The organism is Rheinheimera sp. 1928-s (genome assembly GCF_029269265.1).
Taxonomy (GTDB): domain Bacteria; phylum Pseudomonadota; class Gammaproteobacteria; order Enterobacterales; family Alteromonadaceae; genus Pararheinheimera.
In genome coordinates this window covers 12410-32389 of the sequence record NZ_JARIXP010000017.1, presented here as the reverse complement: position 1 = coordinate 32389, position 19980 = coordinate 12410, and the positions used below count along the sequence as shown (strand labels likewise).

16 protein-coding genes and 2 rRNA genes are annotated in these 19980 nt (G+C 48.1%); 6 read left to right on the top strand and 12 right to left on the bottom strand.

What is annotated here, in order from left to right; translation table 11 throughout:
* Together P3C17_RS21045 and rrf are read left to right on the top strand one after the other, a co-directional pair.
* A 23S ribosomal RNA gene (locus P3C17_RS21045) occupies positions 1 to 267 on the top strand; the annotation flags it as partial.
* 152 nt (positions 268 to 419) lie between these two features.
* Positions 420 to 534, top strand: a 5S ribosomal RNA gene (rrf, locus tag P3C17_RS21040).
* Positions 535 to 990: 456 nt separating this feature from the next.
* On the opposite strand, the gene P3C17_RS21035 is transcribed toward rrf, so the two are convergent.
* The 5 genes from P3C17_RS21035 to P3C17_RS21015 all read right to left on the bottom strand — a co-directional run bounded on the left by P3C17_RS21035 (position 991) and on the right by P3C17_RS21015 (position 8214).
* A complete protein-coding gene (locus tag P3C17_RS21035; protein WP_300931227.1) occupies positions 991 to 3036 on the bottom strand; it encodes a GNAT family N-acetyltransferase in 2046 nt (681 codons plus the stop codon).
* A gap of 3 nt (positions 3037 to 3039) precedes the next feature.
* The gene (gene uvrD / locus P3C17_RS21030; protein WP_300931226.1) at positions 3040 to 5208 is read right to left on the bottom strand and encodes a DNA helicase II; all 2169 of its coding nucleotides are present in this window, start codon (positions 5206 to 5208) and stop codon (positions 3040 to 3042) included.
* Positions 5209 to 5280: 72 nt separating this feature from the next.
* Positions 5281 to 5982, bottom strand: coding sequence for an HAD-IA family hydrolase (locus tag P3C17_RS21025; RefSeq protein WP_300931225.1), 702 nt, complete (start codon positions 5980 to 5982; stop codon positions 5281 to 5283).
* A gap of 82 nt (positions 5983 to 6064) precedes the next feature.
* Positions 6065 to 6739: a response regulator transcription factor gene (locus P3C17_RS21020; RefSeq protein ID WP_300931224.1), complete on the bottom strand. Its 675-nt coding sequence runs from the start codon at positions 6737 to 6739 to the stop codon at positions 6065 to 6067.
* Positions 6733 to 8214, bottom strand: coding sequence for a histidine kinase (locus tag P3C17_RS21015; protein ID WP_300931223.1), 1482 nt, complete (start codon positions 8212 to 8214; stop codon positions 6733 to 6735). Before P3C17_RS21015 ends, P3C17_RS21020 begins: the two co-directional genes overlap by 7 nt.
* A 251-nt stretch (positions 8215 to 8465) precedes the next feature.
* Here P3C17_RS21015 and P3C17_RS21010 point away from each other — a divergent pair, with 251 nt between their 5' ends.
* Complete coding sequence (locus P3C17_RS21010) at positions 8466 to 9338, top strand: ABC transporter ATP-binding protein (RefSeq protein ID WP_300931222.1); 873 nt, start codon at positions 8466 to 8468, stop codon at positions 9336 to 9338.
* Positions 9335 to 12562, top strand: coding sequence for a M1 family aminopeptidase (locus P3C17_RS21005; protein ID WP_300931221.1), 3228 nt, complete (start codon positions 9335 to 9337; stop codon positions 12560 to 12562). The genes P3C17_RS21010 and P3C17_RS21005 overlap by 4 nt, the downstream gene beginning before the upstream one ends.
* 24 nt (positions 12563 to 12586) lie before the next feature.
* Here the strand turns inward: P3C17_RS21005 and P3C17_RS21000 are convergent, their stop codons facing one another.
* The 3 genes from P3C17_RS21000 to P3C17_RS20990 form a co-directional block, all read right to left on the bottom strand.
* Complete coding sequence (locus P3C17_RS21000; RefSeq protein WP_300931220.1) at positions 12587 to 13066, bottom strand: MarR family transcriptional regulator; 480 nt, start codon at positions 13064 to 13066, stop codon at positions 12587 to 12589.
* A 115-nt stretch (positions 13067 to 13181) separates the two neighbouring features.
* On the bottom strand, positions 13182 to 14207 hold the full coding sequence (locus P3C17_RS20995) for an alpha/beta hydrolase (RefSeq protein WP_300931219.1): 1026 nt from the start codon (positions 14205 to 14207) through the stop codon (positions 13182 to 13184).
* Between the two features lie 122 nt (positions 14208 to 14329).
* Positions 14330 to 14749, bottom strand: a complete 420-nt coding sequence (locus P3C17_RS20990; protein ID WP_300931218.1) for an organic hydroperoxide resistance protein — start codon at positions 14747 to 14749, stop codon at positions 14330 to 14332.
* A 379-nt stretch (positions 14750 to 15128) separates the two neighbouring features.
* On the opposite strand from P3C17_RS20990, the gene P3C17_RS20985 reads away from it, so the two are divergent.
* Positions 15129 to 15707 carry an RDD family protein gene (locus P3C17_RS20985; RefSeq protein ID WP_300931217.1) on the top strand — a complete coding sequence of 193 codons (579 nt, stop codon included), beginning with the start codon at positions 15129 to 15131 and terminating at the stop codon, positions 15705 to 15707.
* On the opposite strand, the gene xerC is transcribed toward P3C17_RS20985, so the two are convergent.
* From xerC to lysA, 4 genes are read right to left on the bottom strand one after another with little or no spacing between them, the layout of a single operon-like run.
* Positions 15699 to 16622, bottom strand: coding sequence for a tyrosine recombinase XerC (gene xerC, locus P3C17_RS20980; RefSeq protein WP_346015683.1), 924 nt, complete (start codon positions 16620 to 16622; stop codon positions 15699 to 15701). The genes P3C17_RS20985 and xerC overlap by 9 nt on opposite strands.
* Positions 16623 to 16625: 3 nt before the next feature.
* Positions 16626 to 17291: a DUF484 family protein gene (locus P3C17_RS20975; RefSeq protein ID WP_300931216.1), complete on the bottom strand. Its 666-nt coding sequence runs from the start codon at positions 17289 to 17291 to the stop codon at positions 16626 to 16628.
* Positions 17288 to 18157: a diaminopimelate epimerase gene (gene dapF / locus P3C17_RS20970; RefSeq protein ID WP_346015682.1), complete on the bottom strand. Its 870-nt coding sequence runs from the start codon at positions 18155 to 18157 to the stop codon at positions 17288 to 17290. The genes P3C17_RS20975 and dapF overlap by 4 nt, the downstream gene beginning before the upstream one ends.
* Positions 18158 to 19408, bottom strand: a complete 1251-nt coding sequence (gene lysA, locus P3C17_RS20965) for a diaminopimelate decarboxylase (RefSeq protein WP_300931215.1) — start codon at positions 19406 to 19408, stop codon at positions 18158 to 18160. It lies immediately after the preceding gene.
* Positions 19409 to 19647: 239 nt separating this feature from the next.
* Here lysA and cyaY point away from each other — a divergent pair, with 239 nt between their 5' ends.
* Positions 19648 to 19971: an iron donor protein CyaY gene (cyaY, locus tag P3C17_RS20960; RefSeq protein WP_300931214.1), complete on the top strand. Its 324-nt coding sequence runs from the start codon at positions 19648 to 19650 to the stop codon at positions 19969 to 19971.
* Positions 19972 to 19980: the final 9 nt, after the last annotated feature.

Below are 19980 nucleotides of genomic sequence, written 5' to 3'. Positions count from 1 at the left end.
GATTGGAGTTGTTCCTAGTACGAGAGGACCGGAATGAACGAACCGCTGGTGTTCGGGTTGTCATGCCAATGGCACTGCCCGGTAGCTACGTTCGGAACGGATAACCGCTGAAAGCATCTAAGCGGGAAGCCGGCCAAGAGATGAGTCATCCCTTGTACCTTGAGTACACATAAGGGTCGTTGGAGACCACAACGTTGATAGGTGAGGTGTGGAAGCGCAGTGATGTGTTAAGCTAACTCATACTAATTGCCCGAGAGGCTTAACCATACAACGCCCAAGGTGTTTGTGTGTGGTGTGATAAAAGAATTCTATCTAGCTTGCTCAATTAAAGGAATACGTTTTTATAAAATCCATCCATGGATTTTACCCTTACGGGCCGCACTAAAGTGCGTTAAAACGTGTTCCAGACACGTTTTTTGCCTGGTGGCAATAGCGCTGTGGAACCACCTGACTCCATTCCGAACTCAGAAGTGAAACGCAGCCGCGACGATGGTAGTGTGGCAGATGCCATGCGAGAGTAGTTCACCGCCAGGCTCCCAATTAAGCCAGAAGGCCCAGTCGAAAGACTGGGCCTTTTTGCTTACTTCGAAATCAGGTGGTCAATCACCCGAGCAGGGCATCCCCATGCGACCAGTTCGTCTGGAACGAACTGGAACGGCGCAGCCGGCCCGGAGGGTGGAAGGCAGGAGGCCCGGAATACAAAAACGTCTGGAACGTTTTTGGACCGCTTCAGCGGGCCGCGAAGCGGCGAACCCATGGATGGGGTGAGCACTGTAGTTCACCGCCAGGCGGACAAGACGGCCTGCTGTCGCCTTACCGCCCGGAATAAAGTAGTTCACCGCACCCGAATTCAGAACAGTTCCGCTTGAATTGCAAACAATACCCGCTCAACTCTCAGCCAAAACCCAAACACGGCCGCCCATAAGGGAAACCCCTACAGACAATAACACCCTCTGCGATGACACTCTACAGACGGTAAAACCAGCAGGTTTAGTCTAAAAACTTAAGCTGCTTGCATAACTCCGGCAGCTTTTGTTTCGCGGAAGGTAAAGAAATCTGCTGCCAGTCATGCTTTTGCCAAAGCCGTTGTACTAGAAAGAGCGCTGTTTGATGCTCCACTTTGGCATAATACAAATTAAACCAACACAACAGATGGGTTTCTATCAGCTCAAAAGGACGTAATTCTGACTGGAATAACTGCAGTTCTGTGCTTTGCTGTGAAGTGAGTTCTATAGAAGGAGGCTCTGCCCACAATAGCGCTAAAGCCGGGTCCAGAGTGCGTTGTTTATCAGCAAGCTGCCAATACAACTGTCTGGAAAACTGTTGTTGTAAAGCTCTGAACTGCTCACCATACAGCATCAAAACAGAGGCTTCGTTGCTGGCTTGTTCATTTTGATGGCTGAGCTTTGCTGGGTGAAAACCTGCTTTTTGCCAGAACTTTGCTAAAGCTAAAGTAGCACCAAAACTGGTGCCAATCAGATATTGTTGGTTAATTAAATCCTGCAACACAAAGCTCAATAATTGACTGCCAAATCCCTGCGTTTGTAGCTGAGGATGCACCACAATACGCTGAATTCTAGCCATTTTTTGCTCTGCCAGTTGCGGCTGCAGGCAATGAAAAGCTAAGCTTTGAGCTAATAAATGCCCTTGCACTCTGCGTTTGCCATGCGATACCGCAGTGGCAAGTGCAGCATCCAGCTCACCTTCAAAACTGATTAAAGCACAGGCGATCAGCTGCTGATCTTGCTCCAGTGTATAGAGCTTCAGTGCCGGGTTATCCAATAAAGCCCAGAGGTCCATCACATCGGTTTGGTAATGCGCCAGGCTTAATAAACTAAAAATGTGTTGTAGCTTTGTAGGTTGCAGCAGTAAGTCTTTTACCTGATAGCTGGCAAGCTGAGTTTCCGGTAATGCAGCCAAAACAGAGTCAGTTTGCTCCAGTAAAAAGCCTTTAAAAATCAGCTGCTCCAGTGGGTCGTTTGCCTGATAGCGTATAGGCTGATGCAGATGAACTTTCTGAAAACCAGGGCAATGCTGCTGTAAATAACTTTGGAATCGCAGCTGAAAACCGCGGCCTGTGCCTTCGTAACCATGTTCAGTCGTAGCGAAGACTAAGCGGCTATACAGATCAGTGAGTTGCTGCAATTGAGGCGTTGGAATAGCCGCAGCTTCATCCACCAAAATCACAGTGTTCTGCTGCTTTTCCGAGAGAAGAACATCGACAGGCACAAAACGAATAGTACCGTTTAGCAGTTGATTTTGACCTGGCTGATAAGGCTCTTTTAAAAGATTAGCAGCGATAAAAAATGCAGCTTGTACTGCAACAGGCGAAGGGCCTGTCAGCAGAATATCGGTTTTACCTTGCAGCGCTAATTGAGCCGCAGCTAAACCCAAAGCACTGGATTTGCCACGACCACGATGCGCCGTCAGTACTAAAGGGCGGCGTCTGTGACCTGTCACTACTTTATGAATAGCGGCCACTGCGATTTGTTGTTCTGCTGTGCGATAGGGTTTTTCGGCCTGTGTTGGAGCAATAGCTTCCGGTAAGACAGGGATTACAGCAGCGCGCCCTTCAATAAGTTGGACCCACTGGGCATCCTGCAATTGTTCTAACCAAAACTGTTTAAATAAGCCTGTATAAACAGCAGCATCAAGCGGATAGGGCAACACTCTTTTAGCCGCAGGGTTAGGCTGTTGTCGCCATAGATCCGGTTGTTCGGTAACAAATAACCAAAGCCCACCTGCTTTTAAGCAACCACTGCTGGCTGCGACTAAATCCCAGTCGACAGCATGGCGTGCATCCACCACCAGCAGATCACACTCTGTGCCCAGCCATTGCTGCTTTTGTTTGGCTGACAATACTGTAAAACCCGCAGGGGCTTGATGGCCTAACCAATAGCTTGTGCCTTCTGGTTGTAAGGCTGAAAGTTGCTGCTGAGTATAAGCCTCTGAACCTGCTAACCAAACCGGTAAACGCCAGCCACGCTCTTGATAAGCGCTTTGTTGCTGGCGGATGATCTGCAGCAGGTCGGTCATAGCTTAAACCGGTTCTAACCTGGCATAAGCGGTCACCAGCCATTTACTGCCGAGCTCGTCAAAGTTCACCTGAATACGCGATTGTGGCCCTGTGCCTTCATAATTCAGCACTGTACCTTCACCAAACTTATCGTGTAAAACCCGTTGGCCCAGTTTAAAACCGGTATTTTCAAACGCACTGTGGCTGGCTGCGCTACCAAAACGGTTCATTTGAGTCGGTTTGCTGACATTAGTGGTAAGGCGGATTTCTTCTAAACAGTCGGCCGGAATTTCACGGATAAAACGTGATGGTCTGTTGTATTGCTCCTGGCCATATAAACGGCGGCTTTCTGCATGAGTTAGATACAACTTCTGCATAGCCCGGGTCATACCGACATAACATAAGCGACGTTCTTCTTCTAAACGTTCGCTGTCATCACCACTTTGTTGGCTTGGGAACATGCCTTCTTCCAAACCACAGATAAACACCAGCGGGAATTCCAAACCTTTGGCGCTGTGTAAGGTCATCAGTTGCACTGCGTCTGAATGTTCTTCAGCCTGATATTCACCAGCTTCTAATGCCGCCTGAGATAAAAAGGCAGAAAGCGGCGTCATTTCTTCGGTATTGACATAAGTGGCGTTGGCGCAGGCGTTAACTAATTCATTTAAGTTTTCTACTCTGGTTTGAGCTTTTTCGCCTTTTTCGGCTTTATACATCGCCATCAGGCCAGATAGTTGAATCACGTGATCGGCCTGCTCATCCAGACTTAAGTCTTTGCTGTCGGCTTCGAGCTGATCAATCATCTGCACAAAAGTGCTGATGGCATTGGCTGCACGGCCAGTCAGTTGTTTATTGGCCAGCATTTGCTGCAGGCTTTGCCACAAGGTGATTTGCAGAGAGCGGGCATTTTCCCGCACTTTGTCCATAGTGGTATCGCCAATACCACGCACCGGAGTATTGATAATACGTTCCAGCGCGGCGTCATCTTGTCTGTTATTGATCAGACGCAGATAAGCCAGCGCATCTTTGATTTCCTGACGTTCGTAGAAACGTAAGCCGCCATAGATACGGTAGTTAATACCGTCCTGAATTAAAGCTTCTTCCAGCACCCGCGACTGGGCGTTATTGCGATACAGTACTGCGGCTTCAATCAACTTGCCGCCTTCACGTTTCCACTCCCGAATACGGCCAACAATAAAACGTGCTTCGTCCAACTCGTTAAAAGCTGTGTAGAGTGAAATGGCTTCGCCTTGTTCGCCGTCCGTCCACAGGTCTTTACCCAAACGGTCGCTGTTATGCGAAATCACACAGTTGGCGGCTTTTAAGATAGTGCCGGTAGAGCGATAGTTTTGCTCGAGGCGAATAGTGACAGGGTTTGGATAGTCTTCTAAAAACTGCTGAATGTTTTCTACTTTAGCGCCACGCCAGCCGTAAATGGACTGGTCATCGTCACCTACTATCATCACTTTACTGTCAGTGCCTGCCAGTAACCTTAACCATTCATACTGAATAGAGTTAGTATCCTGGAACTCGTCCACCAGAATATGGCGGAAACGCTGCTGATAATGAGCCCGGATTTGCGGCTGCTGTTTAATCAGCTCGAAGCTGCGTAGTAAAATTTCAGCAAAATCGACCAAACCCGAGCGGTCGCACATTTCCTGATAGGCGGCGTAAATTTTGATCATGGTTTGCAGGCTAAAATCGCCATGCGCATCCATAGTGCCGGGGCGCTGACCTTCGTCTTTACGGGCGTTGATAAACCATTGAATTTGTTTAGGTGGCCAGTGTTTTTCGTCTAAATTCAGCGCTTTTAGTACCCGACGCACTAAACGGTATTGATCGTCTGAGTCGATGATCTGAAAACCCTGAGGTAAACCTGCTTCCAGATAATGGGCCCGCAACATACGGTGCGACAAGCCGTGGAAAGTACCCATCCACAGATTATTTAAACTGACGCCTATGGTCTGTTCGATACGGTTACGCATTTCCTGTGAGGCTTTATTGGTAAAAGTCACAGCCAATAAACTATAAGGCGCAACACGTTCCACCTGCATCAGCCAGGCTAAGCGATGCACCAGTACCCGGGTTTTGCCCGAGCCAGCACCGGCTAATACCAGCATATGTTGAGGAGGAGCGGCTACCGCATCACGTTGTTTATCGTTTAAGCCATCCAGTAAAGAAGAGACATCCATTAGCAGTCAGTACCTGTCGCAAAATTTGCAGCATTATACACCCTACAGCTTTGTTGCCCCAGCTTTGTGAACTTAAAGCAAAGCCTGCAACTGCTCCAACGAATCAATTTGCAGATGAGGCAATACAGAGGTTTGAAAATGGGCTTCATGTTTCAGCCATACTGCCTGACAACCGGCATTCAGCGCACCCCGTACATCGGCTTTGCTGTTATCGCCTATATGCAGCAGTTCATGGGGCGCAATAGCCAGTTGCTGACAGGCTTTATGAAACATATCAGGGTAGGGCTTCATTTTGCCGCTAGGGCCAGCGTGATAAGCCTGTTGAAAGTACTGACTGATGCGCAGCAGTGTTAAATCTGCATTGCCGTTGGTAATAGCCACCAGCGGATAACGCTCTGCTAAGGCTTTGAGTAACTGATGGCTGGAATCCGGCACTATTAAGTTGCTACGGGCGTTATAAAAAGCACTAAAAGCCAGCTCCGCAATTTCACCTGCTTCACAGCGACCAACTCCAAGCTCCGTTAAGCCTTGTTCCACCGACAACAAGCGCCAGCGGCTGACATCGTGCCGCACTTCCGGGTTCAGTACAGCCAGTTCTTTGCGTTTTTGCCACCAGAATTCAGGGTCGATCAGCCCAAGCTTAGGCGCCAATTGCAGCAACCTTTGCTGCATAGCCAGTTCAGCCTGCTCAATCACAGGGCCGTTGTTATACAGCGTATCGTCCAAATCAAAAGAGATCGCTTTAAAAGGCAAAAGGGCTTTGTAAACACGCATAATTGAGTTCGTTTTGTCCGCTATAAGTTGCAGTGTACTGCTTTTACGCTGGGGAGTAGTAAAAAGGATCTGTTGTTTGAGGTCAAAGAATGCCGTTTAGCTGATCTTTAAAAGCCGGGCCAATTTTAATCTGCATCTGATTACTTAAGCGGATTGATGTGCTGTCGAGGCCAACCACATGCTGTTTATTCACCAGAAAAGACTTCTGCACCTGAATAAAATCAGCCGATGCCGCCTGCTGATAAATTTGTTTTAAAGTGGCATTCACTAACACCATCTTCTGACCTTGCCAGACTTTGACATAATTGCCATAGGCCTCAAAACAACATACTTCTGCTAACTTAAATTTGCGCAGCTCACGCTCCACTTTCAGTAGAATTGACGCAGGTTTTTCCGGTGCCAAAACCAGCCGGCGTCTTACTTTTTGCAGTGCTGTGGCAAAACGTTCTGCACTGATGGGTTTGAGCAGGTAATCGACCACGTCCAGTTCAAAGCCATCCAGCGCATACTGCTGGTAGGCACTACTGATAATCACTTGTGGTTTGTTTTGCATCACTTTCAGCATATCAAGGCCAGTTAATACCGGCATCTGAATATCCAGTATCAGCAAGTCCACTTGCTGTCTGGCCAATACAGCCAACGCTTCTGCAGCACTGTAACAATGGCCGCTAATTTCTATATCCGCATAAGCTTTGCAGTGATAAGTAATCACCTGATGAGCCAGCGGTTCGTCATCTATAACCAATAATTTCAGCATGGATTCTGTTCCAGCTTTATTGCCAGCTCAGCACGCCAGCCAAAGACTGTGGCGGCGCTGCTTAAGCTGTAGTTGTTGCCATAACACAGCTGTAGACGGCGGCGCAGATTTTCCAGTCCTATCCCTGCAGGTGCAAAGCTCTGCTGTGCCGGCACTGTATTTTCACAGATAAAGATCAGTGTATTGCCTTGGAGTTGCATTTGGATTTTCACTTTGCTGGGTTCTGTGGTGCTTTCCACGCCATGTTTGTAGGCGTTTTCCACCAGCATAATCAACAGCAAAGGCGGCAGCAGATGCTGGTCGGCCTGCTCTGGCAGGCTGAGACTAAGTTCTGTTTTATTACTAACCCGCAATTGCTGTAACGCCAGATAATCCTGCAGATAGTTGATCTCCTGCTGCAATGTGACCAATGGCTGGCTGCCCTGGTACACCACATACCTTAATAAGTCAGCCAGCCGCAGTATCAACGTGGGAGCTTGGTCTGACTGCACCAGACACAGCGCATACAGGTTGTTTAAGGTATTAAATAAAAAATGCGGATTAATCTGTTGTTGCAACAATAAGAGTTCAGTCTGAACTTGTCTGTGCTGAATCTGCGCCAGATTTTTTTCCTGCTGTTGCCGGTCAAAGGCCAGGATCAGCGGTGTACTGACCAGCCAAATCCCCAGCACAAATTTAAAGTTATACCAATCAAAAGCATTGTGGTTGCCAGATGCCAGTGTGGTGACTTCATAGCTGTTGATGGGCAAGCATAACAATAGGCTGGCCAGCAGTGGATAACTCAATAGCAGTAAACAGAGGCTGGTGAGCACAAAGGGCAACAAGCCATATTGTGCCAGTAAACGGCGGATCAGCAGATACCGGTTCAGCCAGTAGTAGCCGTACATCAGACTGGCAATTAGACCAAACTGCAGCAGGTAGCCAATAAATTCAAAGGGGTAATGCAGCAGTCTGTCGGTGTGCACTTGCAAAGGTATCGGCTGGTTTGCCAGAGGATTCTGGTGCGAGCCAAGCAATAAAGCCATAAACAGCACCCAGCCTGTCAGCAGCAGAGCGACTGCTGTGTCCAACGACCAGAGTTTTTGTAACCAGCTGTTGTTACTGCCTGGTGAGAGTTTCTGCTGATAAAACTGCTCCAGCCAATACAGTAAGCTGCCGCATAGGGCAATCAACCAGCAGCTTTGGTCCAGTAACAGCAAAGAGTTCTGTGGTCTTAGCTCTATACTGAGCAGTGGATATAGCACCATAGCGGCGAGCCACAGCCACCAGAAAATAGCCCGTGCTGATGGTCTGGCAAGCAGCAATTGGGCCAGCAATAGCGGGGATAACTCCAGCAGCAACTGACCGATCAAAAGGCCAGCGCGGCTCCAACTGGCCAGATGTTCGTTCTGCAGCAAGCTCCAGGCCGACCAGCATAATGCAAGCAACACTGGCAGCAGAGAGAATAAGTCTTTGAGCCTGAAAGCCGACGTCATAACGGTTCCTGAATTTTCATCTGCTTGCAATGTTGCCTGCGCGGATTAATCTTGTCACCCGTCTGCTGACAAAACCTTAGTTTTGACTGATGAAAGTCATTTTTCCCGCTAAAAACACCAGATCCTGCCTGTATTTCGCCTCGTCCGCAGCTTGGTCATCTGCTTTGCCTATCTGGTCATTTCCGTGTTGAGCACTAGTTGCTGCAACCGCTAGTCTGCGCTGAATTAAAATACAAAAGGACTCTGTGCCGATGTTACAGATCAAAGCGTTATGCAAAACCTATCCGGATGGCACCGCAGCCTTACAGCAACTGAACCTGACTGCTGAACGTGGCATGTTTGGTTTGTTGGGCCCGAATGGAGCTGGTAAATCATCTTTGTTACGCACTATAGCGACCTTGCAGCAGCCCGATAGCGGTGAGCTTAAGTTTGATGACATTGATCTGCAGCAACAACCTGCAGAACTCAGGCGGCAGCTGGGCTATTTACCACAGCAATTTGGTGTTTATCCGCATATGTCCTGCCGTGCTTTGCTAGAGCATATGGCCATTCTGAAGGGGGTTGTGCATAAAGCATCCCGCCAGCAGCAAATAAACCAGTTGCTTGAGTTGACCAACTTAACTGCCTTTGCTGACAAAGCCGTGGCAAACTTTTCCGGTGGTATGCGCCAGCGTTTTGGTATAGCTCAGGCCTTGTTGGGCGATCCGGCCCTTATCATTTTGGATGAACCCACAGCGGGTTTAGATCCTGAAGAGCGTCAGCGCTTGCATAATTTGCTGGTCGGCGTCAGTAAAAACCGTCTGGTGCTATTGTCGACCCATATAGTCGAAGACATAGAGCAGCTCTGTTCAGAAGTGGCCATTTTGCAGGCTGGACGCATTCTGGTGCAGGGCGATACCGAATCCTTGATCCAACCGCTACAGGGCAAGGTATGGCTGGCCTATGGCGAAGAGAGTGCTTTGCCTGCTTCGGCCACCCTATTGAGCAGCACGTATCAGCGTGGTGTGTTACTGCAGCGTTTTTATCATCAAGAGTCGCAGCAGCCAGTTTTCCAAAATGCCGTAGCCAGTTTGCAGGACAGATACTTTTTGGAGTTGCAGCAGCAACGGGAGGCGAAGCAGTGATCTGGCCTCTTATTGTCAATGAACTGAAGTTTTATCAACGTCAGTCTTTGTGCTGGTTGGCTGTAGCGCTGAGCTGCTCTTTTGTTTTTCTGGTTGCTGCAGGTCTACCCGGCAGCGGTGAACAAAATCCGTTGAAACAACTGTTGTTTGCTTATTCTGCTTTAGCCATGCTGGTGTTGCCGCTGCTCACAGGGGCTTTAGCTCCTTTAGCTTTTTTACGTGAAAAGCAAAGTGGTATGACGGAATTAATAAGGGCCACACCAGTTAGTCATTTGAACTGGTGTTTAAGCAGAACTGCTGCTTTTTTGCTGCTGTGCATAGCTATGACTCTGCTGTTGTCTGGCGTCTTGCTGTTTGGACTCTGGCGTGTCGATACTGTGCCTTTTGACCAGCAGTTGATAGCAACTTTTTTGGCTATTTTCCTGTTGCAGTATGTGCCCGGGTTGTTGCTACTTTGTTTGTTGCAGTTGTGGCTCAGCTTAAAATTTGGCTCTGCTATTTTGCTTTATATGGCGACCATACTGCTGTGGGCAGGTTATATGGCACTGGCCGCAGCCACAGGTTCACCTTTAATGGCAAATAGTCAGATTGTTGCGCCCTGGTTGTGGCAACTGATGTTGTATGCCGACTTGTATGCAATTACTCCGCTGATCCAACAATTTATGACGGGGCAACAAAGCCTGCAGCTGGATCTTAGTTTCATAGTGAACAGGCTGGTATTACTCAGCGCTTCGGCTTTGCTGTTGTGGTCAGCACTACAGATGAAAAAGTTGGATGCAACTGCGGCCACAAGTGCTCAGAAGCCAGCGGATTTAGCCAAAGACAGTACAGCTTCAAACCACAGATCTTTTCAGGCAGTGCCAGTGCAAAACTCAAGGCTTAATATTGCATCGCAATTGTGGCAGTTAGGGCAACTGAGTCTGGTGAATAGTCGGCAGTTAATGCTGCATCCTGGTAGTTGGCTGAGCCTGCTTGGGCTGGCAGCACTGGCTTTTAGCGAAGTGGTTTCGGGTGTGGATTATGCCGAAGTGATGTCGGTACTTAGTCCCACCAGCCGCGACGCCTTAAATCAGGTGATGTGGGATTTGGTGCCACGTTTTGGTGCTTTGCTGCTGGTGTTCTGGAGTACCAAACTAAGCTGGCTGAATAAAAGCTGTCAGATGCATGAGCTGATTGCCAGTACTGCGGTGTCAGGACGGATGTTGCTGTTCAGTCAGTTCATCTGTCTGACGGTGCTGTTGCTGATTTTTGTGGCTCTGATGCTGAGTGCTGTAATGGTGGCGCAGTTGTGCGTTACATCTGCGCCGCTGCAATGGTCTGAGTATTTGCTGCAGGCTGGTTATCAGTTAGTACCACTTTGGTTACTGATGTTGGTGTTTGTATCCTTGCATAGCCTATGTCGCACTCCTTTGCTGGCTCTGGTACTGATTGCTTTGGTGCTGGCGCTGCATATGTCTCCTTTGCCCACTATGGCAGGGCTGGAACACCCGCTGTGGCTGCTGTTCACTACACCTTTGCATGCTGCAGATGGGCTCTGGAGTTATCAAAGCAGCAGTGCTGGCTTCTGGCCTTTTACTTTGTTCTGGTTGTTGCTGGCGCTGATTGCGTTGGTTCTTGCCCTGGCTTTTTATCATAGAGGCACCGGTTCTAGTGGCCCGGTTTTGCGCACCGCACTTACGCCAAAACGCATCTCTGTCATACTGCTATTACTGATAGGGGGGAGTTGGCAGGGCTGGCAGCTGGATCAGCAGCTTAGTGCAGAGCAGCCTTTGATGTTTTCATCCGAGAGGTTGCAATGGCGTGCTGACTACGAAACAGAGTATCAACACTGGCAACATAAACCGCAGCCTGTGGTGACTGCTCTGTATTCTGCAGTAGACTTTGAGCCAGCAGCACAGAGTGCTAAGTTAAAACTGGTATTGACCTTAACCAACACCACGGCAAAGCCTATTCAGCAGGTGTTAGTGGGGCAACATTGGGCTTATCCACTGCAACAGATTGAAATGACTGGCGCTGAACTCAGCCACGAAAACAGGCCGCTTGGGCAGCGGGAGTTCACTTTCACCAGTCCGTTGTTACCTGGACAACACCGCAGTTTAACAGTGCAGCTGCAACTGAAACAAAAAGGGCTTTGGCCTGCGGCTATGCACCAGTTGATCCGGCCCGACTTTAGTTATTTACGTTCTGTGCCTTTGTTTCCTGCGGTAGGTTTTGTGCCTGAATACAGGATCAGAGACAATAGTATCAGGGCACAATATGGCTTGCCAGAACTAACAGAGTTAAAGCCTTCGGAAACTTCTACAGCACAGGCCGCTTATCAATGGGTCAACATGGAATCGGTCATTTCAGTACCTGAAGGCCAACAGGCTATAACGCAGGGCGCCTTGGTGAAACAATGGCAGCAGGATGGCCGCAGTTTTTTCCACTACAAAACCAGTCAGCCTCTTCGTGCTATCAGCGCTTTTGTGGTTGTGCCATGGCAAGCAAAACAGGTTCAGCATGGCAAAGTACTGTTGGAGATATACGCACCAGAGCAGAATCAGGCGACAGAGCTAACCATGCTGGCGATGCAACAGACATTAAGCTGGTTTGAACAACAAATCAGCCCTTATCGCGGAGAAGTGTTGCGGTTGGTCAGCATGCCGGAACTGGATTCCGGTGGTACTGGTTATGCTTTACCACAGCTGGTGCTGATTAATCACAGAGTAGGAGTACGGGCGACACAGGCAGCTGATGCTGGTTTTAGTCAGGTGTATCGCCGTGCAGTGCATGAAGTCGCCCACCAATGGTTTGGTCATGATATGGGCAATGGAGTGCCAGGTGATGGTGCTTTTCTGGTGGAGTCTTTGGCAAAGTATGTCGAGCTGGTGCTGATTGAACAACACTTTGGCCGAGATGCTATGCAAGCATTGGTGGACTACGAAAAAGAGCGATTTGCTCGGGCCCAGGCCCGCAGTAAGTCACAGCCGTCATCTTTAATCGACTCGGATGAATCTTATGATCAGTATTCCCGGGCTACCTTAGCTTTTGCCAGGCTCAGAGCAGAGTTGGGTGATCAACGCATCACGACTGCTTTACGTCAGCTCTGGCTGGTGCATGGTTATCCGAACACTCCGGCCAGTTCTATGGATTTTGTCCGTCAGTTAAAACTGGCGAGCCCGCAGGAACAATATGCCTTGATAGACCAGTTGCTGCTGAGCGAAAAGATCGAAGGGCTGTTGTAATCAACAAGCCTGAAGGTGTGGACGTTAAAGAGCTGAGTTCAGTTGCTTTCGTAGCTGAACCAGCTCTTGCTTGAGCGCCTGAATTTCAGTGTCGGCCATACCGGACTTTAAACTGATATGGCGGTTTACCTGCACTTTTTCGGCCGCTGTGGCACGCATAGCCCAGCCAGACTGAGTTAAACGTATTTGCAGTGCACGCTCGTTCTGCGGATTACGACTGCGCTGCAGTAAGCCCATTTTTTCCATACGTTTCAGCACCGGAGTGAGAGCTCCGGATGCTATCTGTAGTTGTTCACCAATTTGCTGTAATTCCAGCGCATCGTTTTGCCACAAAATCAGCATCACTAAATACTGAGGGTAAGTCAGGCCTAATTGTTCCAGCAACGGCTTGTAGACTTTGGTCATCGCCAATGAGGTGGAATAAAGGGCAAAACAAAGTTGCTGATCCAGATGCAATAAAGCGTCTTGTGGGATTCGCTCTTTGTCGTGGGTTAAAGAAGTCATAAAACACTCCGCATGAAAGTCTGTTCGGTTTAAAAGAAAACTACCTGTACTTCCCTGTGGACCTTGTTGTCGAGATTAAAAAGCCTCCCGTAGGAGGCTGTGGGTTCAGTAACTTTTAGTTCAGGTGCTTTTTCAGCGCCTGACCTGCCTGGTCCATAGCTGCTTGTGTACCTGGCACATCAGACAACACATTCAGTAAACCAAAGTCGTGGATCATGCCGTTGTAGCGCACTGAAGTGACTGTCACACCAGCAGCATCCAGTTTGTTGGCATAAGCTTCGCCTTCGTCACGCAGTACATCCAAAGCTGCGGTTTGAACCAGAGCCGGCGGTAAACCTGTTAACTGCTCTATGCTGGCACGCAGTGGGGAGGCATAAATCTCGTTACGCTCTGCAGGGTTAGTGGTGTAGTTATCCCAGAACCACTGCATCATGTTTTTGGTCAGGAAGTAGCCGTCTGCAAACTGGTTGTACGAGCTATTCTCAAAGTTCGCATCAGTCACAGGCCATAACAGCAACTGGAATTTCAGTTTTGGAGTACCGGCTTCTTTGGCTTTTAACGCGACGACTGCCGCCATATTGCCACCGACACTGTTACCCGCTACTGCTAAACGTGAGCTGTCGATATTCAGCTCTTTACCATGTTCAGCTACCCATTTGGTTGCGGCATAGGCCTGATTAATAGCTGTTGGGTATTTGGCTTCCGGTGATGGYGTGTAATCCACATAGACTGCAGCKGCACCAGAGCGGCTGACTAAATCACGGATTAAACGCTCGTGGGTTGGGAAATCACCTAATACCCAGCCACCRCCGTGGAAGAACATAAAGGCTGGTAATACCCCTTTGCTGCCTGCAGGGCGAACCASCACCAGTTTTAAAGGCTTGCCATCGATAGTGATGGTTTTTTCACTGACATCAGCAGCAGGTAATGTGGCACCGGCCTGAGCACCAGTTAAAACAGCGCGGGCATCTTTAGGCGACAGTTGCTCTAAAGGTGTACCACCGCCCTGAGCCAGAGCATTTAAAAAACCTTGCGTTTGTTGTTCAACCTGTACATCAAGAGCAGGAGCACCAGCGGCGAAWGCACTGTTAATCCCTAAAGCAATGACTGTTAAACCTAAAACTTTACGAAATGTGTTCATGTTCATCTCCTCGCCGCAGCGGTTTATTGGGTGGCGATAACAGGATGCTTATTCATCTAACTGTTATCGCGATAYGTYAATARTTAAAAAAATTCAGTTTCCTGGGGGTGAGTGTTGTGCTGTTAGCTGACAATCACTAAGCGCACATCAATGTTGCCGCGTGTTGCATTCGAGTAAGGACAGACCTGGTGAGCTTTCGTCACTAAGTCCTGCGCTACTTCGTTACTAACACCTGGCAGGCTGATTTGCAGTTCGATATCCAGACCAAAACCACCTGGGATTTGACCAATACCCACTTCAGCTGTGATTTTTGCATCGTTACTAATCAGCACTTTTTGTTGTGAAGCGACATATTTAATGGCACCTAAGAAACACGCTGAGTAACCGGCAGCAAATAACTGCTCAGGGTTCGTCGCTRCACCACCAGCGCCACCTAATTCTTTAGGGGTGCTTAATTTCACATCCAATACGCCGTCTGAAGACACTGAACGACCGTCACGACCTGAAGTTGAAGTTGCTACTGCTTTGTAAAGTACTTGCATGATGTATTCCTCTGTTAAGTTTGTTTGCGATATGTATTATCGCGATAACTGTGTGGTTTAAAAAAATGGGTGAACTCACCCGGTTTTACTTCTGTTACTGCCAGTCCTTACGGACCTAATCTKTACTCTTTACGTCACTCTTTACTAGGTTCTGTATCTGGTCATTTGACTGCTGTTAAACCAGCTGTTTGCCCCGACTTGCGAWTATATTATTGCGATAACTRTTATTTCGCAAGTTTAATTTTGAGATTATTTTAAATAAATAGCTAATCTTCTGATTTAAAACATTTTATAGTTGTGGCTGATAAATGGCATTCGCTGGGAATAAGCAAAAACCGACTTAATAAGCTGGCTTGCAGAGAGCTATAAGGAGATAGAAATGCAGTACGCAGGATTTTGGCGCAGATTTGGCGCTTTTTGGTTAGATACCTTATTTATGGTGCCAGTCATGGCATTAACTGTATGGGGAAATGAACAAGCCAGATTGTTTCAGTTGTATTGGTTGCTGCCCGGACTTGCTTTTGGCTTGTGGTTTAATCTGTATTTGGTCAAAAAGTATGGAGGTACACCTGGCAAGCTCCTGCTTGATATCAAAATAACCAAGATTGATGGCAGCGATCTGGGTTACAAGGAAGCATCGTTACGTTATTCAGTACTTTTCATCTCGTCCTTTTTTATGTCTGTCCTGCTAATACCGCCACTGTTTGATATGACTGATCAACAGTATTTTTCGATGGACTTCCTTACTCGTTCAGCCTATTTGGTTGAGCACTCTTCAGGTTTATATAACCTGACCAGCATTGCTATGCAGATTTGGATCTGGGGTGAGTTTTTTGTCATGTTAACTAATAAAAAACGCCGGGCTCTGCATGACTTTATGGCTGGCACAGTTGTGATCTGTAAAGCTGACATTGACGCAGATACTTCAGACAAGCAAGAAACCACAGTTTCAGTCTGATGTGCTTTTCTTCTTCGCCCGGGGATGCGCATTGTCATAGACTTTGGCGAGCTGCTGGAAATCCAGGTGGGTGTACACCTGAGTGGTATTCAGATTAGCGTGACCCAGCAGCTCTTGCACGGCGCGCAGATCTGAGCTGGATTCGAGCATATGAGTGGCGAAAGAGTGGCGTAGCATGTGGGGATGCAAGTGCTGCGCTAAACCCTGGCGTTCAGACCAGAGTTTAACCCGTTGTTGCACTTGCCTGCTGCTGATGCGGTTTTTTTGTTTGCTTAAAAACAACGCCTCTGGATCTGCGCAGACGTAAGCGCTTCGCACTTTCAGCCAGTCTTTAATAGCAGCAGCCGCCATACGGCCTATAGGCAGAACCCGTTGTTTATTGCCTTTGCCACGCACCCGTATTAAGGCTTCGGACCAATCAATATCCTGCAAATTGGCGCTGACCAGTTCGTCCAGCCGTAAACCTGAGGAGTAAAACAATTCCAGAATGGCTTTGTCGCGACAGGCGAGGGCGTCTTCGCTGGTATTAAAATCCAGTAGATGATTGACCTGATCGACGTCGAGGTTTTTGGGCAAAGGTTTGTCGAATTTGGGCACCTGTAAATAAGACGCCGGGTTTTCTTTTAGTTTGCCTTGTTGCACCAGATAACGGTAAAAGCTGCGCAAAGACGCCACTCTGAGCGCTAAGCTGCGGGCTTTTAGGCTTTTGCGGCACGAGGATATATGCAATTGCAGCTGGGTTTCGGTCAGGTCGACCCAATGGCTGGCTTGTTCTGCCACCTGACTGGCCACTGCAGAAAGCTGCAATTGGTAGCTGCTTATGGTTTTGTCGCTGTAACCCCGCTCATGCTTTAAATAAGCCAGGAAAGCCGACAAGTCGGCTTGCCAATGATCCAGTTCAGCAGACAGTTTCACGGTTCAGATCGCAGTGGGTAAAACGGCCAACACCAGCTTCGCCAGATGATCCAAAAATAAGGTATCCATGCCTGGCTGGAAATGTTCGTCTGAGTCGCTGCCAAAGGCCAGCAGGAACTGTTGCTCTTCCGATAGCTTTAACAGTTGTAATGATACCGAATGAATATGAGGTTCAAACAAAGCGGCCATCTCGTCGCGGTTCATCCGGCCAAAATAATAAGTTTTGCCACTTAAACGGCGCTGTAAAATCAGCTGTAACTGCGCGACCTGATCGGTTTTTTGCTGCAAATCGACCAATACACAACTTTGCACATGCGGCATTTGGGCGGTAAAAGCCTGCAAAGCTTCCAGCAAAGCAGTTTGATCGGCCGCTTTTAATAACTGTAAATGCAGATCGTTCAGCGCATAAAAAATCTGTTCATTCTGGCGGGCTATACCCATCAGTCGGGTTATATCGTCTTCTAAAGAGCGAATTTTTTCTCGCTGTAATTCCAACTGACGTTCCACTAAAGACACCACACCCCGTTGCTGGTGCGGTAGTCGTAAACGGCTTAACAGCTCTGGGTGTTGCAGAAAAAATTCAGGATGATCATACAGATAATCAACAATCAGGCTGGCTTCGGCCAGTTCAGGGTTTACCAATGCTGTATCGAGAGGAAGGTCGCTCATAAGAATAATTGTCCATCAAAAACATGTTCGGCTGGCCCTGTCATTTTGACGGGTTGGCCAGGCCCTTGCCAGCGGATCTGCAAAGAGCCGCCTGGTAAATCTACCCTTACCTGGGTTTGTAATTTTTTCTGCATCTGACCAATGACAGCAGCAGCGCAAGCACCAGTACCACAAGCCAGGGTTTCACCTGCACCCCGTTCCCATACTCTTAATTTGACATGAGAAGGGGACAGTACCTGCATAAAACCTATATTGGCACGCTCAGGAAAACGTTCATGATTTTCAAAAACTGGTCCCCACTGATGCACTGGGGCCGCCTGAATATCATCGACCAGTATCACCGCATGCGGATTGCCCATCGACACCACACCACATAAAGTGGTTGCGTCTTCACTGTGCAAAATATAGTTCAGCTCTTGCTTTTGTGCTTTAAAAGGCACTTTGGCCGGATCAAATTGCGGCACGCCCATATTGACCGTGACCTGACCATCCTGCTCTATATACAAAGTGATTTTGCCGGATTTGGTGCTGACAGAAATTTTGTATTTATTGGTCAGGCCTTTATGCCGGACAAATTTGGCAAAACAGCGCGCACCATTGCCGCATTGTTCCACTTCAGAACCATCGGCGTTAAAGATGCGGTAGTGAAAATCCAGATCCGGATCGTAAGGCGGTTCCACCATCAGCAACTGGTCAAAACCTACACCAAAGTTGCGGTCGGCCAGCTTTTTAATTTGTTCTTTGGTTAAGAACACATTTTGGCTGACGGCGTCTATCACCATAAAGTCATTGCCCAAACCGTGCATTTTTGAGAAATGCACTAAGGTTTGGTGGGGACGATCTTTAAATTTATTGTCTGGGATCATTCAGGGTACCAACTGTTCACCGCGCCACAGGTCCTGCCATTGTTCACGCTGGCGGACTAAATAGCTGCGGTCACCATCCACCAGCACTTCTGCGGCTCTGGGTCTGCTGTTGTAGTTGGAACTCATGGTAAAGCCATAAGCGCCTGCTGAGCGCACTACCAGTAAATCACCTGGCTCCACTGCTAAAGCTCGGTCTTTACCAAGGAAATCACCAGTTTCACAGACCGGACCTACCACATCGTAAGTGACGGCTGGAAGATGCGGCTTTTGCTGCACAGCAATAATAGCTTGCCATGCGCTGTAAAGCGCCGGACGAATTAAGTCATTCATCGCAGCATCAACAATAGCGAAATGCTTTTCCTGGCCAGGTTTTAAATACTCTACTTTGGTCAGCAGTACACCGGCGTTGGCCATAATGGCGCGGCCTGGTTCAAAAATAATGGAGAGCTGTGGATAAGCTTCCAGTTTTTCTACCACTTTGGCTGCGTATTCAGCAGGATGTGGCGGCGTTTCGCCATCGTAAGGCACACCTAAACCACCGCCAATATCGATATGGCTCAGGTGAATCCCCACTGTAGCTAATTTGTCGATCAAGGCCAGCAATTTATCTAAAGCATCTAAAAACGGCTGAGTTTCTGTTAGCTGTGAGCCGATATGACAATCCACACCACAAACTTTTAAATGCGAAGCGGCATCGGCTTGCTGGTACATGGCGAGCGCGTCGTTAATATCTATACCAAACTTATTGGCTTTTAAGCCGGTAGAAATATAAGGATGGGTTTTGGCGTCTATATCCGGGTTCACCCGAATAGAAATAGGCGCAATAATATTCAGGCGGCTGGCCACTTGCTGAATACGTTCCAGCTCTGGAATAGATTCCACGTTGAAACACTTGATGCCGGTTTGCAGGGCAAACTCAATTTCAGTGACGGATTTACCTACACCAGAGAACACCACTTTTTTTGCATCGCCACCGGCCTGCAATACTCGGCGTAATTCACCTTCAGACACAATATCGAAACCACTGCCAAGGCGGGCCAGCAGGTTTAACAGCGCTATATTGCTATTGGCTTTAACGGCGTAACAAACCAATAAATCACGGCTTGGCGCAGCTTCAGCAAAAGCTTTGTAATGGCGCTCAATAGTAGCGCGGGAATAGACATAAGTTGGCGTGCCAAATTCTGCGGCAATATCGGCTAATGCAACACCTTCGGCAAATAAGTTCTGATCCTGATAATTAAAGTAATCCACTACTGTTCCTTTGATACTACTGGCTGATCGGCTGGCGCTGGTTGTTCTGTTGGCGCCTTATTGGGTTGTGGGGTTTGAGGCAATGTTAAAGGGCCTTTTTGGCCACAGGCCAGTAACCATTGGCTGAGCAACAGGATGCACACCAGTCTTTGTCGCTTTGTATTCATGGTTTTTATTTCATTAATTATTTTGCGCTCTATAATCGCATCCTTAACAGCAAAAGCAAACAGGTGAAACCGATGAATGACGTAGAATATGACGAACTGACCGATCAGGTGCTGCTTGCGGTGGAAGATGCAATAGAAGCATTGGACCTGGATTTGGATTATGAGTCGAACGGTGGCTTGTTAAGTATCAGCTTTGTCGACGGCAGCAAGGTGATTATTAATAAACAACCTCCACTGCATCAGCTGTGGGTAGCGACTAAATTTAACGGCCACCATTTTGAATTAAAAGACGGTGTCTGGATTGATAACAGAACAGGTTCTGAGTTCTGGGCATTAATTTCTGATGCCTTTAGTAAACAGTCTGGTCAAAACGTAGTGCTTGCCGATAACTCCTGATTGAGATCG

Coding starts and splice junctions, on each gene's coding strand:
- P3C17_RS21035 (WP_300931227.1), bottom strand. CDS start 3,036: ATGACCGACCTGCTGCAGATCATCCGCCAGCAACAAAGCGCTTATCAA.
- uvrD (WP_300931226.1), bottom strand. CDS start 5,208: ATGGATGTCTCTTCTTTACTGGATGGCTTAAACGATAAACAACGTGAT.
- P3C17_RS21025 (WP_300931225.1), bottom strand. CDS start 5,982: ATGCGTGTTTACAAAGCCCTTTTGCCTTTTAAAGCGATCTCTTTTGAT.
- P3C17_RS21020 (WP_300931224.1), bottom strand. CDS start 6,739: ATGCTGAAATTATTGGTTATAGATGACGAACCGCTGGCTCATCAGGTG.
- P3C17_RS21015 (WP_300931223.1), bottom strand. CDS start 8,214: ATGACGTCGGCTTTCAGGCTCAAAGACTTATTCTCTCTGCTGCCAGTG.
- P3C17_RS21010 (WP_300931222.1), top strand. CDS start 8,466: ATGTTACAGATCAAAGCGTTATGCAAAACCTATCCGGATGGCACCGCA.
- P3C17_RS21000 (WP_300931220.1), bottom strand. CDS start 13,066: ATGACTTCTTTAACCCACGACAAAGAGCGAATCCCACAAGACGCTTTA.
- P3C17_RS20985 (WP_300931217.1), top strand. CDS start 15,129: ATGCAGTACGCAGGATTTTGGCGCAGATTTGGCGCTTTTTGGTTAGAT.
- P3C17_RS20975 (WP_300931216.1), bottom strand. CDS start 17,291: ATGAGCGACCTTCCTCTCGATACAGCATTGGTAAACCCTGAACTGGCC.
- dapF (WP_346015682.1), bottom strand. CDS start 18,157: ATGATCCCAGACAATAAATTTAAAGATCGTCCCCACCAAACCTTAGTG.
- cyaY (WP_300931214.1), top strand. CDS start 19,648: ATGAATGACGTAGAATATGACGAACTGACCGATCAGGTGCTGCTTGCG.